This window comes from Prevotella sp. HCN-7019 (assembly GCF_037890215.1).
GTDB lineage: Bacteria > Bacteroidota > Bacteroidia > Bacteroidales > Bacteroidaceae > Prevotella.
This window is the reverse complement of sequence record NZ_JBBKBO010000002.1, coordinates 444,553-459,110: the sequence shown is the minus strand read 5'-3', so window position 1 is coordinate 459,110 and position 14,558 is coordinate 444,553. Positions and strand designations below refer to the sequence as shown.

General features: G+C 49.5%; 10 protein-coding genes. All 10 read left to right on the top strand.

Going from position 1 to position 14,558, the window contains the following annotated elements; translation table 11 throughout:
• The first annotated feature begins 173 nt into the window (after nt 1-173).
• The 10 genes from WKT13_RS04855 to WKT13_RS04810 all read left to right on the top strand — a co-directional run bounded on the left by WKT13_RS04855 (nt 174) and on the right by WKT13_RS04810 (nt 14,396).
• The gene (locus tag WKT13_RS04855; protein ID WP_340323063.1) at nt 174-1,571 is read left to right on the top strand and encodes an MFS transporter; all 1,398 of its coding nucleotides are present in this window, start codon (nt 174-176) and stop codon (nt 1,569-1,571) included.
• Between the two features lie 74 nt (nt 1,572-1,645).
• Entirely contained in the window at nt 1,646-2,839 is a 1,194-nt protein-coding gene (locus WKT13_RS04850; protein WP_340323062.1) for an AGE family epimerase/isomerase, read from the top strand.
• Between the two features lie 210 nt (nt 2,840-3,049).
• A complete protein-coding gene (locus WKT13_RS04845) occupies nt 3,050-3,946 on the top strand; it encodes an AraC family transcriptional regulator (protein WP_298618168.1) in 897 nt (298 codons plus the stop codon).
• A gap of 293 nt (nt 3,947-4,239) precedes the next feature.
• Nucleotides 4,240-5,061 (top strand): AAA family ATPase, encoded by an 822-nt coding sequence (locus WKT13_RS04840; RefSeq protein ID WP_298618169.1) that lies wholly within the window; start codon nt 4,240-4,242, stop codon nt 5,059-5,061.
• A gap of 22 nt (nt 5,062-5,083) precedes the next feature.
• Entirely contained in the window at nt 5,084-6,139 is a 1,056-nt protein-coding gene (locus WKT13_RS04835; protein WP_340323061.1) for a DUF4435 domain-containing protein, read from the top strand.
• Between the two features lie 774 nt (nt 6,140-6,913).
• Nucleotides 6,914-7,459 carry a UpxY family transcription antiterminator gene (locus tag WKT13_RS04830; protein WP_340323060.1) on the top strand — a complete coding sequence of 182 codons (546 nt, stop codon included), beginning with the start codon at nt 6,914-6,916 and terminating at the stop codon, nt 7,457-7,459.
• A gap of 103 nt (nt 7,460-7,562) precedes the next feature.
• Nucleotides 7,563-10,745 (top strand): glycosyl hydrolase, encoded by a 3,183-nt coding sequence (locus WKT13_RS04825; RefSeq protein ID WP_445323579.1) that lies wholly within the window; start codon nt 7,563-7,565, stop codon nt 10,743-10,745.
• A 168-nt stretch (nt 10,746-10,913) separates the two neighbouring features.
• A complete protein-coding gene (locus WKT13_RS04820) occupies nt 10,914-12,227 on the top strand; it encodes a UDP-glucose dehydrogenase family protein (protein WP_340323058.1) in 1,314 nt (437 codons plus the stop codon).
• Between the two features lie 182 nt (nt 12,228-12,409).
• Nucleotides 12,410-13,696 carry an AAA family ATPase gene (locus WKT13_RS04815; RefSeq protein WP_340323057.1) on the top strand — a complete coding sequence of 429 codons (1,287 nt, stop codon included), beginning with the start codon at nt 12,410-12,412 and terminating at the stop codon, nt 13,694-13,696.
• Nucleotides 13,683-14,396: a hypothetical protein gene (locus WKT13_RS04810; protein ID WP_340323056.1), complete on the top strand. Its 714-nt coding sequence runs from the start codon at nt 13,683-13,685 to the stop codon at nt 14,394-14,396. Before WKT13_RS04815 ends, WKT13_RS04810 begins: the two co-directional genes overlap by 14 nt.
• Nucleotides 14,397-14,558 lie beyond the last annotated feature (162 nt).

Genomic DNA, 14,558 nt, shown 5'->3' with positions numbered 1-14,558 from the left:
GAAGCCATGTTAATGATAATGATTAAACATAAAATTTATATATTTGTGGTCTGAAAACCGATTAAGGTTAAGGATATTTTGGCTTACATTTTTATTTGTACAGTCGGTCTGTTGCGGCATGATGATATGCCGTAACTGACTGACCTCTAAACCGATAACTGAAAATTAAACAGATGATAAGACTCAGAGAAAAAATTGGTTACGGCTTCGGCGACATGTCGTCGTCCATGTTCTGGAAGATATTCGGTGCTTATCTGATGATCTTCTACACCGACGTGTTCGGACTGTCGGCAGTCGTGGTGGGCACCATGTTCGCCGTAACACGTGTCTGGGACTCCGTCTTCGATCCGTTCGTAGGCGTTGTCGCCGACCGCACCACCACACGCATGGGCAAGTTCCGTCCCTATCTGCTGTGGCTTGCCATACCGTTCGCACTCATAGGAGTGCTCACTTTTGTCACCCCTTCCTTCGGTATGCAGGGCAAGATTGTATATGCTTACATCACATACACGCTTATGATGATGGTCTATAGTGCCATCAACGTGCCTTATGCGTCGCTCCTCGGAGTGATGAGTCCCGACCCGGGCGACCGCAACGTGCTCGCCACCTTCCGCATGGTGTTTGCTTATATCGGCTCGTTCGTGGTGCTGCTGCTCTTCATGCCGCTGGTCAACGCTTTCGGAGGCGAGGCGGCTGACGGTACGATGGTGGGCTGGATGACGTGCCCGCAGTTCGCCTGGGCGATGGCGGTGGTCATTGTCGCCGTGGCGTGCGCGCTACTCTTCTTCGGCTGTTTCTCGCTGACGCGCGAGAGGGTGAAGCCTGTCACCGGCAAGCGTACGCCTCTGCGCACCGACCTGCGCGACCTTCTGCACAACCGTCCGTGGTGGATTCTGCTTGGAGCGGGTGTCGCCTCGCTCGTGTTCAACTCCATACGCGACGGTGCGACTGTCTATTATTTCAAGTATTTTGTTGACGAGACAGCCTTCGGAAAGGTCACTTTCCTCGGCATTCCGTTCGTTCTGAGCGGACTGTATCTGGCTCTCGGTCAGGCTGCCAACATCATCGGTGTGATTCTGGCGGCACCGGTGAGCAACCGCATAGGCAAGCGCCGCACGTTCATGGCGGCCATGGCACTGGCTACGCTGCTCAGTCTTGTGTTCTGGTTCTTCGATAAGGACGAGCTGACACTCATCTTCGTGTTCCAGGTTCTCATAAGCATCTGCGCCGGAAGCATATTCCCCCTGCTGTGGAGTATGTATGCCGACTGTGCCGACTACAGCGAGCTCAAGACCGGAAACCGCGCAACGGGACTCATCTTCAGCTCGTCGTCGATGAGCCAGAAACTGGGATGGGCCATCGGAACGGCGCTCACCGGATGGATGCTCGGCGCCTTCGGGTTTGTGGCAAACAGTGTGCAGACGCCCGAAACCATCAACGGCATAAGGATGTTCCTCAGCATTCTGCCGGCTGCCGGAGCGTTTGTCAGTCTGGTGTTCATAGCGTTCTATCCGCTCTCGGAGAACCGCATGAAGGAGATTACGGCCGAACTGAAGGCCCGTCGCGGATGATATATTATGTCCGCCTTGCGTATGACGCCGTGCGGCGGATACTGTTTCGTTATATAAAAAAATGACTGCATGACATGACAAGAATAAGCAATGAACTGAAAAACGAGATGCGCGAGGTGCTGGAAAACAACATCCTGAACTTCTGGACCGGGCGCATGACCGACACCGTAAATGGTGGTTACTACGGACGCATCGACGGTAACGACCGCCTGGTGGCCGATGCCGACAAGGGCGCCATACTCAATGCGCGTATTCTCTGGTCGTTCGCGGCGGCATACAGGGTACTGGGAGACAACAGCTATCTGGCCGCAGCACGGCGTGCCAAGGACTATATCGTGGAGCACTTCATCGATCATAAGTACGGTGGAGTGTACTGGAGTCTCGACTGCGAAGGCCGTCCCAAGGACCGGAAAAAGCAGATCTATGCCATAGGTTTCGCCATATACGGCCTGTCGGAGTATGCACGTGCCACGGGAGACAGCGCTGCGCTCGACTGCGCCATATCTCTTTACCGCGACATAGAAGCCCATGCCTTCGATCCTGTGAACAACGGTTATACCGAGGCTATGACCGAGGAGTGGGGCCACATAGACGACATGCGTCTGTCTGACAAGGACGAGAATATGTCGAAAACCATGAACACGCACCTTCACATCATCGAGCCTTACACCAACCTTTACCGCGTATGGCCCGACGCTGAACTGCGAGGCAGGCTGTTGAACCTGCTCGATGTGTTCACCGGAAAGATTCTCAACCCCGATACTTCGCACCTCGATTTGTTCTTCGACGACGCTTGGAACGGTCGCCGCAACATCCAGAGCTTCGGCCACGACATCGAGGCTTCGTGGCTGTTGCACGAGACTGCGCTCGTGCTTGGCGACGAAGAGGTGCTGCGACGTATCGCCCCTGTGGTGAGAGACGTGGCGCGTGCCGCCGACGAAGGACTGCGTCCGGACGGTGCGATGGTTTATGAGAAATGGCTCGACACCGGCCGCACCGACACCGAACTGCACTGGTGGGTGCAGTGTGAGAACATCATCGGCCACGTGAATCTGTATCAGCACTTCGGCGATGAGGCTGCGCTCGAGACCGCCGTGAGCTGCTGGAACTTTGTGAAAGAGCGGCTTATCGACCGCAAGGGCGGCGAATGGTTCTGGAGCATACGCCCGGACGGCACGCCAAACCGTGACGACGACAAGGCTGGATTCTGGAAATGTCCGTATCACAACACACGCATGTGTTTGGAGATAATGGAGCGCGACTTTTGAAAAAACGGCAGATAATGCCGTTTTTTTTGCTTCTCATGTTTCGCAGATATGCATTTTATTTAGTATATTTGCCAAATATAGGATGCGGCACGGCAATGTCAAATCCGGAAAAACACAGTCTTTCCTCTTTGTATTTGCTCTCGCTTTTCACCATATTTGCAACTACTGGCTTGTTTGATAACTGAAAACCGATAAACCACTACTAAAGACATGAGAAATCAGAAGACGGGCGAGCATGTTATGCGCGAGGTTACGCCACTGATGGAACGCGACATGCTGTATATTGCTGACAGGCGTAAGAAGGAATTTACATATCCTATTCATAATCATGACGTGTTCGAACTGAATTTCATCGAACACGCACCGGGCGTACGGCGCATCGTTGGCGACAGCAGCGAAGTGATAGGCGAGTACGACCTTGTACTCATAACCGGCACCGAGCTCGAGCACGTGTGGCTTCAGAACACGTGCACAAGCGAGAACATACACGAGGTGACGGTGCAGTTCCGTTTCGATCTTTCGGAGGACGGACTGCTCTACAAGAACCCTTTCACACGCATACGCAACATGCTGATGATGGCGCGCAACGGCATGTGTTTCCATATGGATGCCATCATGGAAGTATATACACTGTTACTGTCGCTCAGTTCTGTGAAGGACGGATTTTCGTCGTTCATGCAGTTTATGGAGATTCTCAACATACTGTCGCGTAGCGAGGGCGCACGCACACTGGCCACAACGAGCTATGCCAAGGTGAATCTGGGCGAGGACTCGCGCCGCATACTGAAGGTGAAGGACTATATCGACAACAACTACGGCGAGGAGATAAAGCTGGGAACGCTTGCCGGGCTGGCCTGTATGAGCGAGGCGGCGTTCAGTCGTTTCTTCAAGTTGCACACCGGACGCACCGTGAGCGACTACATCATCGACATACGCATGGGTTACGCCACGCGCATGCTCATCGACACAACTGACACCGTCGCCGACATAAGCTTCCGCTGCGGATACAACAATCTGAGCAATTTCAACCGTATGTTCAGACGTAAGAAGGGATGCACGCCCACAGAGTTCCGTGAGTATTACCGCAAGATAAAAGTGATTGTTTAGGTATGGTGCAGGGCGGAATGTCCTGATATGATTTCTGTCATGCACTGTCTTACAGGCCGTCGCACTCTCTGCGACGGCTCCAAACGTCGTTAAAAGTGTTTTTTTTCGATGCAAAACACGCATTATGACGATTATTTCTTATCTTTGTTATTGATAATGCTGCAACCTGTGAACGGTTTTATGCCCCGTGTTCACAGCGTTCGGCATGTATCATTATAATTTGTTTCAACCATCGCCGGCACAGCCGCGCCGTCTCCGTTGCAGCCTTATGCCGGCCTCAAAACGCTACGAATATGAAATACGCCGATTACATTGAACAGATAGAGATAGACTCGCTGTGGAGCGGCAAGCACCATGTGGTGTGGAATCTCGACCGCCAGGTGAACATACTCAGCGGAATTAACGGAGTGGGGAAGAGCACTATTCTCAACAAAGTGGTGCGTGGACTTGCCGCAGGAGGCGAGTTCCCTAACCACATGCTTAAGGGTGTTAGAATAAAGGTGGTGCCCGAAGACGCCAAATGGATACGCTACGACATCATCAGATCGGTGGACCGGCCGCTCGTAAACGTGGAGGCCATGAGCAAGCTTAATGCAAGCATAACGTCGCTTACAACCGAACTTGACCTTCTTCTCTATCAGTTGCAGCGCAAATATCTCGATTATCAGGTGAACGTGGGCAACCGCATAATATCCGTTCTTCAGAACGGCGGGCCCGACGCTGCCGAAAAGGCGCGCGAGATATCGGCTCCGAAAAAACGCTTCCAGGACCTCGTGGACGACCTGTTCGAGGCTACTGGCAAGAAGATAATACGCACGGAGAACGAGATTCTGTTCACGCAGATCGGCGAGACGCTGCTGCCTTACCAGCTGTCGAGCGGCGAGAAGCAGATGCTCGCCATAATGCTCACCGTCCTGGTGGAGGATAACCGCAGCTACGTACTGTTCATGGACGAGCCCGAAGTGAGCCTGCATTTCGAATGGCAGAAACGTCTCATCGACATCGTTCTGGAGCTGAACCCCAACGTGCAGATAATTCTTGCAACACACAGCCCGGCTGTCATCATGAACGGATGGGCCGACCGTGTGACTGAAGTGACGGATATCACCATCTGACAACCTTCAAAATGCGCCCGCTATGAGCAAAAGACTTAAAGACAATCTGTCGTCGGGCTACTTCGAGGCCGCCAACCGCATGACCTCCAAAAAGGCCCGCCGGCGCATCGTGGCCTACGTCGAGAGCTACGACGATGTGTTTTTCTGGCGGTCGGTGTTGTCGCGTTTCGAAGACTCCACCCGCTATTTTGAAGTGATGCTGCCTTCGCGTGTGCCGCATCTCGAACGTGGCAAGAAGGCGGCGTTGATGAGCCTGCTCAACGGCAAGGTGGGACGTGATATGATAGCTTGCGTAGATGCCGACTACGACTATCTTATACAGCGTGCCACGCCTATGTCGGAGACTATAATAGACAGCCCCTATATATTCCACACCTATGCTTATTCTATAGAGAACCTGCAGTGCTATGCGCCGTCGCTACACGATGTGTGTGTGGCCGTGACACTCAACGACCATGCCATATTCGACTTCGAGAGCTACTTCCGCGAGTTCTCTCTCGCCATATTCCCCCTGTTTGTGTGGAGCGTGTGGTTCTATCGCACACCCGATTATGGCGAGTTCACAATAAGTGATTTCCTGCACGTCATAGAGACGGGCCATTTCAATCCCGACGACACTGAGTCGTCACTGCGCAATCTCAGACGCAAAGTGGCGCGGCGTGTTGACCAGTTGCAGCGCCACTATCCGTCGGCAAAGCAGAGCTGGCAGGCGGTGAAGGACGACATAAAACGCCTCGGAGTGACGCCCGACACCACATATCTCTATGTGCAGGGACATCATCTTTTCGACAAGGTGGTGGTGCCTATGCTCAAGAAAATATGTAACCTGCTGATACGCGAACGCGAGAACGAGATAGCGCGTCAGAGCCTTCACTCCACGCAGAGGCACAACGAACTGTCGTGTTATTCGGGCAGTGTGGCCGACGTGGAACTGTTGCTGAAGAAGAATACGGCCTTCACTTCCGCCCCGCCTTGTGAACGTGTGCTGGACGATATACGCCGCTTTCTCGGCGACACTACTGCTGACACCACACCAACATCGGTTTCCGACGTGGCGCCCACGGCTGGAGAGAAATGAACTGTTGTCTATGGTGTAAGCAAGAAGGTGCGTAAGTAGTGGCTCTTATCACGGTTTTCCGTTAACTATTTTAACTTAAAATATTTGCATCTGCTCATTACTGCAAAATCATACGCAGGATGTCGCAGACGCAATTTTTTGTCTTAATCTTGTGCGAATGGCATATATAAATATATAAAAATATATTATTCTCACATAAATTGCTCTCTTTCCTGATCTCATGTCGCTCTTCTTATGCTCCGGAATGATCTGTTTTGGCATGCAAAAAAGTCTATATCGCAACGTAAAACGTGCTTTATTGAAGTGCTATATGAACACAAAACGTTGATAAACAGCAGCTTTTCTTATATTGGTATTTTCTGATTTTTACGTCGTAAGTGTATCTCTGTCCTCTTGATTGGTCTTTCTGGTGATTTTGTTTTAACAAATAAGTTTTTATACTTGATGTATTTTACATAAAATTCTTATTTGTCTGCCGTTTCGTAAAATACTTTTTCGCCGCTGGTTTACGTACGAAATGACGGTATTGCATGATTTATGTCATTAGTTCGGATTTTAAACCAGCATTGTGGGATGAAATGTTTTTATTTTTCAAATAAAATTATTATTTTTGCCAAAGAATAAGATGTTTCTGCCGCAGAAACGGCCTGCGATTTGTCCGCAAAAGACTTCTTATTTATATTATTATATAATATAAGTGATTGAAAGTCAGTGTTTTACAAGGCTTTCAATGCCCCGGAGATGTGTCCTTTAGCTAAAATTTAGTTTAATTAGATGCCCGAATTTATAGAAGACGAACAATGGTTTGCCATGCGTGCTACATACGGCCGTAACCTCATGGCACAGAAGACTCTGACCGAAAACGGTATCAGGACATTCATCCCCATGCGCTACGCACGCAGCAACCAGCGTCGCACCGCACCGAAACTTATTCCCGTAATACGCGACTTACTGTTTGTAAGAACTACCAGGGACAGGATAGCAACACTCAAAAAAAACATGCCATATCTTCATTACATCATGCGCGACAGGGGTGTGAGTCGCGAGCCGGTCATGGTTCCCGAACGGCAGATGCAGCAGTTCATCGCCGTAAGCGGATCGCTCGACGAACAGCTCGTATGGTTCAGCCCCGGACAGCTCGACATGAAACGCGGCGACGCCGTGCGCATCACCGGAGGTCCGTTTGCCGGACTCGAAGGCATACTGATGCGTGTGCCCGGCAAGCGGTCGCGTTGTGTTGTCGTGGCAGTGCAGGGAGTGATAGCTGTGGCCATGGCTACGGTGCATCCTGACATGATAGAGCCGGCGGGCAAGGACTGAATTTATTAATCTACAAGCTTATAAAAAATTACGTAACCAAATGACACAGAAAAACAAACGACTACTGACGCGCGCCTTCCTGGCCGGTGCCTCGGCACTGTTGATGGGATGTGCGGCGGCAGACAAAAGAGAGACCGGATTTGTGACGCCGCCTTCCTCGGTGCAGACCGGAACCTACTGGTACTGGATTGAGGGTAACATCTCGAAAGAGGGCGTCGAAAAAGACCTTGAGGCCATGAAGGCGGCTGGCATCAACCGTGCGTTCGTGGCAAACATAGGCGGAGCCGGCACGGGCGATCCCAACAGCCAGTACAAGGTGGAATTTATGAGCGACGAGTGGTGGAACATTACCCGCGCGGCACTGAAGAAGGCCACCGAACTTGGCATAGACATCGGTATGTTCAACTCGCCGGGCTGGAGCCAGTCGGGAGGTCCGTGGATAAAGGCCGGACAGACCATGCGCTATCTCAATAGCTCGCGCACGGTGGTGAAGGGTCCCGGACGGGTGACAGTGAAGCTGCCGCAGCCTGCCGATGAGTTTCAGGACGTGAATGTGGTGGCATTTCCCAATCCCACACCTGCCGGCACGGTGCTCACCACAGCCAACGCCAGCATCACTGCCGTACCTTCTATGGGCGATCTTACGGCTCTGACCGACGGCGATAATTCTACAGACGTACGCTTCGCCACCAATGGCGAATATATCATAGAAATCAATCCTCAGGACTGGTTCACGGCGCGCAGTATCGTGGTGCGCCCTGCGCCCGCATCCATCAACACCGATGTGGAGTTGCAGGCTATGGATGCCGACGGACGCTATCAGACGGTGAGCCGGTTCAACATCAACAGAACACGCGACTGGAAAAAAGTGGGCTTCGACCCTTATGCCGACGTGGCAATGAGCTTTGACCCGGTGAAGTCCGACTCCTATCGTGTGGTGTTCCGCTCGGTAGGCGCAGGAGCAGGCATAGCGGAGCTGGCGCTCTCGTCAGTGCCGCGCGTTGAGCGTTACAAAGAGAAGTCGCTCGCTAAACTGTTCCAGAGCGAAGTTCCGGCATGGGACGAATATCTGTGGCGCGAACAGCCGCAGGCCGACGACCGCAGCATGGCCGTACAGCCTGAACAGGTGATCGACCTGTCTGACAAGATGACGGCAGACGGCACTCTGATATGGGATGTGCCTGAAGGTGAATGGACCGTTCTGCGCACGGGCATGACACCCACCGGCGTGGTGAACGAGCCGGCATGCCCCGACGCCACAGGATATGAGGTGGACAAACTGAGCCGCAAACACGCCGAAGAGCACTTCGATGCATACATAGGCGAGATACTCCGCCGCATACCGGCCGACGAACGCAAATCGTTCAAACTCCTCGTGCAGGATAGCTACGAGGTGGGCGGACAGAACTTCACCGACGACATGATTCCTGTATTCAAGGAGCGCTACGGCTACGATCCTGTGCCTTATCTGCCTGTTCTCAGCGGTGTTGTGGTGGGCAGTCAGCACGACTCTGACGCATTCCTTTGGGATCTGCGCCGTCTCGTGGCCGACAAGATATCCTACGACTATGTGGGCGGCAGCCGTGAGGTGGCACACAAGCACGGACTTACCACCTGGCTTGAGAATTACGGTCATTGGGGCTTCCCCGGCGAGTTCCTGCAGTACGGCGGACAGGCCGACGAGGTGGGAGGCGAGTTCTGGGCCGATCCGCCGCTGGGCGACATTGAGAACCGTCTGGCTACATCGTGCGCCCACATCTACGGCAAGAAACTCACATCGTCTGAGACAAGCACAAGTGCCGGTCCTTCGTTCGTGCGTACGCCTTCGAGTCTGAAGCAGCGCATGGACCGTTTCTTCACCTATGGAGTGAACAACACCGTGCTTCATCTCTACATCTCGCAGCCGTCAGAAGACCGTCTGCCGGGTTCCAACGCATGGTTCGGCACGGAGTTCAACCGCAACAACACGTGGTTCAAGCACATGGACCTCTACACACAATATATCAAACGCTGCAACTACATGATGCGCCAGGGATGGTATCAGGCCGATGTGGCCTATTTTATCGGCGAGGACGCACCGCGCATGGTGGGCATCATGGAGCCGTGGATACCCGCAGGTTATCAGTTTGAGCACATGAACGCCGAGGTTATCATGCGCGACATGACCGTTAAGGACGGCATGCTCACTCTGCCCCACGGAGTGCAGTTCAAGGTACTGGTGCTGCCGCGGCGTCTGAAGACCATGCGTCCGGAACTGCTTGAGAAGATAGAGCGGCTCATACTCGACGGCGCTATTGTCATGGGACCCGCACCGGAACGCTCGCCGAGCCTTCAGAACCAGCCCGAGGCCGATCGCAGGGTGAAGGAGATGGCTGCGAGAATATGGGGCGATGTTGACGGCGTGAACGTGAAGCAGCGCCGCTATGGCAAGGGCATGATATGCGACGGCCTCGACTTCGAGACGCTCTTCGCGCAGCTGGGTTATGTGCCCGACTGCAAGGTGCCCGACGGAATGAACGTATATCAGGGCCATCAGAAGGATGGCGACACCGACATATACATCCTCTCCAATCAGGACAACCGCGCGCTGACTATGGACGTGGCGTTCCGCGTCACGGGCAAGCAGCCGGAACTGTGGGATCCCGTGACGGGCATCATACGCAAGTTGCCCGCCTTCCGTCAGGAGGAGAAAACTACGGTGGTGCCTATGAGGCTCGATAAGAACGAGTGCGTCTTTGTGGTATTCCGCGAGAAAGGTGAGCCTTCGGCAACGACGCTCGAGGCCAACTATCCTGCACCGCTCCGCACGCAGGAGGCAACAGGCGAATGGAACGTGACGTTCGAAAGCGCGTTCAAGACTCCGTCACCGGTACGGATGGCGACGCTCGACAATCTTTCTGACAACGCCAACGACAGCATCCGCTATTTCTCCGGCACAGCCACATACACTACCTCTGTCAGTCTCGACCGTGCAGGACGCGGCGAACATATGTTCATGGCGTTCGACAATGTGGGCACTATGGCAAAGGTCTATATCAATGGCAAGTATGCCGGCGGCGTCTGGACAGCGCCTTACAGACTCGACGTGACCGACTTCGTGAAGAACGGACGCAACGACGTTAAGGTGGAAGTGGTGAACACGTGGGTCAACCGCATCGTGGGCGATATGAATCTGCCTGAGAGCGAGCGCGAGACATACCTGTTTGTCAATCACCTCAATGCTAAAACTCCTCTTCCGCCTTCGGGAATCATCGGCAAGGTGAAGTTCGAGATAGTGAAGCTTTGACCAAGTGTGTGCGCGGTCTGTCCGCGTCGCACATTCATATATGCGCCGACATTACATACCCGGCAAAACAGCATCAGGCCGGATGTGTTAAGGCAATACGGGTGCTCCGCGCACAAGACAGAAGATAATTTTATAACAACGGAAATATAAAAACACAAACATAGACTTATGAATATAGCAATTGTAGGTACAGGCTATGTCGGACTGGTGTCCGGCACATGCTTTGCAGAGATGGGAGTAAACGTGACATGCGTTGACGTAAACGAAGAGAAAATCAACTCACTGAAGAACGGCCAGGTGCCGATCTATGAGCCGGGACTCGACGAGATGGTTCTGCGCAACCACCGCGAGGGACGTCTCAATTTCACCACTGACCTTACGAGCTGTCTCGACAACGTGGATATCGTGTTCAGCGCCGTGGGCACTCCTCCAGATGAAGACGGCAGTGCCGACCTGCAGTATGTGCTGGCCGTAGCGCGTGAGTTCGGTCAGAACATAAAGAAATACACTGTGCTTGTAACCAAATCCACTGTTCCTGTTGGGACGGCGAAGAAGGTGAAGGCCGTCATACGTGAGGAACTGGAAAAGCGTGGCGTTGATGTCCCGTTCGATGTTGCTAGTAATCCGGAGTTCCTCAAGGAGGGTGCGGCAATCAAGGACTTCATGAGCCCCGATCGCGTGGTTGTAGGTGTGGAGTCAGAGAAGGCAAAGGAACTCATGTCAAAGCTCTATCGCCCGTTCATGCTCAACAATTTCCGTGTGATATTCACCGACATACCTTCGGCTGAGATGATCAAGTACGCGGCCAACTCAATGCTCGCCACACGCATCAGCTTCATGAACGACATCGCAAACCTGTGCGAACTGGTGGGTGCCGACGTCAATATGGTGCGTAAAGGTATAGGTGCTGACGTGCGCATCGGCAGCAAGTTCCTCTATCCGGGTTGTGGTTACGGTGGTTCATGCTTCCCCAAGGATGTGAAGGCACTCATCAAGACCGCCGAGAAGAACGGCTACAATATGAGTGTGCTGAAAGCTGTTGAGGAAGTGAACGAGAACCAGAAGCACGTGCTTTTCAACAAACTCTCAAAATACTATGGCGGCGATCTCAAGGGAAAGACCATCGCCATGTGGGGCTTGGCATTCAAACCTGAGACCGACGATATGCGCGAGGCGACATCCCTCGTCACCATCAGCCTCCTGCTCGAAGCCGGCTGTACCGTCCGCGTTTACGATCCCGTGGCAATGAACGAGTGTCGCCGTCGCATCGGTGACAAGGTTTATTACGCCACCGATATGTACGACGCCGTGCTCGACGCCGATGCCCTGCTCATGCTCACCGAGTGGAAGCAGTTCCGTCTGCCAAGCTGGGGCGTGGTAAGCAAGTCGATGAAGAAACCTCTCATCATTGACGGTCGCAACATCTATGATGTAGAGGAACTCAAGCAGAATGGGTTTGAGTATTATTGCATTGGTAGATAAAGGATATCTGCTTTACTTATAAATCTAATCAAATGACATATTGTGCTTTCGTAATAAAAAGGAGTAATATTTTTAATAACGCCTATGATAAAATATCAATATGTCATTTATTTTAGAGATGCTTTATAAGTTATTTAAAATTCTCAGGAACTAATTATATCCTAAAAAAAGAGAATACAGTTATGTCGAATATAAAAATACATATAATTGAACTTGGGCCGGTAAAGGATTGCGAATTGACACTTGCTCCGGTTATGCTGTTTACAGGAAAGTCTAATTTGGGAAAGAGTTATGTGAACTTTCTTGCTTATTACGTGTATAATTTGTTTTCTAGCCAGCGTCTTTATGATTTTATTACAAACAAGATAACTGTAGATGTTGAGAAGGCTAAAAAAATTGCATTTACAATAAAAACAGACGATTTGCGCTTGTGGATGGAAAATGATATAAGGGCATTTTTCCAATACCTTTTAAGTTATAAAGACATACCGTGTCAGATTCAGTTTTTATTTAATAATAATGTACCTGATAAATTCGAATTTGAATATATTGAGGGAGACATTCCTGAAAAATTAAGTTCGTCGGATTATTATAGCGCTTCGCTTTCATTGAATGGTAAAAGTAAAAATATTCTGATAAGTGGTATATATAAGAAATATTTTTTACTCTATGATATGACTAGGTCGCTCGGTGAGACATTGTTAGGAAAATTAATCATCCGTTCGTTCCTCTTTCCTCCAGGACGTGCATCACTGTTGTCTGGAAATTATTCAACTCAATACAGTTCCAGTCGTTTGGGACTGTATGATATATTTCTACGTGATAATGATGAGATAAACCGTGATGCAATGAGACATCCTGATCGTGTGGACAATTTTTTCCTTTCGCATATACATAATCTGATCAATGGAAAGTTGTCAACTGACAAGGAAGGTATATATCTTGTCTTGGATAATGGTCATTCCATTCCATTGGATGCAGCTGCTTCTTCTGTGAAAGAACTGACTCCATTGCTGTTGTGGATGCAAGGAGAGTTTATAGAAAATCAGTCTGTGTGTATAGAGGAACCTGAAGCACATTTGCATCCGGAGATGCAGATAGCAGTAGCTGACCTGCTTGCTGCTTGTATAAATAAAGGAGCATATATGCAGATTACTACACATAGTGATTATTTCATGCAGCGTTTCAACCAATTGTTAAAATTAGGTTGTATGCGTGAAAAAAATAAAACTGCATTTATTGACTTTTGTAAGAAAAATTTATATAATAATAGATATTATCTTAATCGTAATAATGTCAAAGCATATTATTTTTATGCAGAGAATGGATATACCAAAATGATACATCTGGAAATTGGTGAACATGGCATTCCTATGTCAACTTTTTTCAATGCAGTTGGTGATTTGGCTGCAAAAGATGAAACTATAAATGAAGAATTTGAAAAATTAGAAGAAGGTGATAACTGTTGAAGATTTAAGGCAGATATATTGTCCTGAATATATTTCTGACGCTGATGGTGTTATGACTGTTACAGAGGAGCAGAAAACCAATCCAAAAGCACTGTCAAGAGTAACATTCAATTTCAGTGGCCACATAATTTATATAAAACAGGATATACTTGATAAAACAAAAGAAATTTACAAGAAAAATCAGGGACAAACTCTTTTTCTCAATAAAATTTGTGACGGTGTTCTGCTTTTGGATACACAAGATTCACATTATATAATATATCTTGAGATGAAGTCTGGATTCTCAGATGTTCGTAAAAAAGCCATTTTGCAGATACCTCCGTCATATGTTAAAATAAATTCGTTATTGAAGGGTTTCACGTCTTTTGATAAATCTCAGTATCAGGAAATGGGACTTATAGTAAGTTATCCTCCGAGGGAATACATAGTTTCAGACGATAATCCTAAAATAATGGCATATAAAAAGAATAGTATAATGAATGATTCTAAAGATATGATCTGTGAAAAATATTATAGTATTCTTCGTGATAGAGGTGTAGCAGAATTTAATGGACAAGATTTTTACATGAATAGATTTTGTAATATATGTTCAGAAATGTTATTTAAGAGCTTAACAGTCGTTCACCAATCTGTTTCTGATTGTTGTGTCGAAGCTGATATTAATCTAGATGATGTTCTCAAAGTATTACAGACAAAATAATAATGCGATTTTGTCAGCACAATAGATAATTGGATTTATAGAATGAAATATATTTGTACGACACGTATTATGCTTTGTTATAAAAATATAAATAAATTAAGTTGTAATTATGTCATTCCTTGTGAAATGAAATAAATTGATAATTTGAGGGAAACAAAATGT

Coding starts and splice junctions, on each gene's coding strand:
- WKT13_RS04845 (WP_298618168.1), top strand. CDS start 3,050: ATGAGAAATCAGAAGACGGGCGAGCATGTTATGCGCGAGGTTACGCCA.
- WKT13_RS04830 (WP_340323060.1), top strand. CDS start 6,914: ATGCCCGAATTTATAGAAGACGAACAATGGTTTGCCATGCGTGCTACA.
- WKT13_RS04825 (WP_445323579.1), top strand. CDS start 7,563: ATGGGATGTGCGGCGGCAGACAAAAGAGAGACCGGATTTGTGACGCCG.
- WKT13_RS04855 (WP_340323063.1), top strand. CDS start 174: ATGATAAGACTCAGAGAAAAAATTGGTTACGGCTTCGGCGACATGTCG.
- WKT13_RS04835 (WP_340323061.1), top strand. CDS start 5,084: ATGAGCAAAAGACTTAAAGACAATCTGTCGTCGGGCTACTTCGAGGCC.
- WKT13_RS04840 (WP_298618169.1), top strand. CDS start 4,240: ATGAAATACGCCGATTACATTGAACAGATAGAGATAGACTCGCTGTGG.
- WKT13_RS04815 (WP_340323057.1), top strand. CDS start 12,410: ATGTCGAATATAAAAATACATATAATTGAACTTGGGCCGGTAAAGGAT.
- WKT13_RS04850 (WP_340323062.1), top strand. CDS start 1,646: ATGACAAGAATAAGCAATGAACTGAAAAACGAGATGCGCGAGGTGCTG.
- WKT13_RS04820 (WP_340323058.1), top strand. CDS start 10,914: ATGAATATAGCAATTGTAGGTACAGGCTATGTCGGACTGGTGTCCGGC.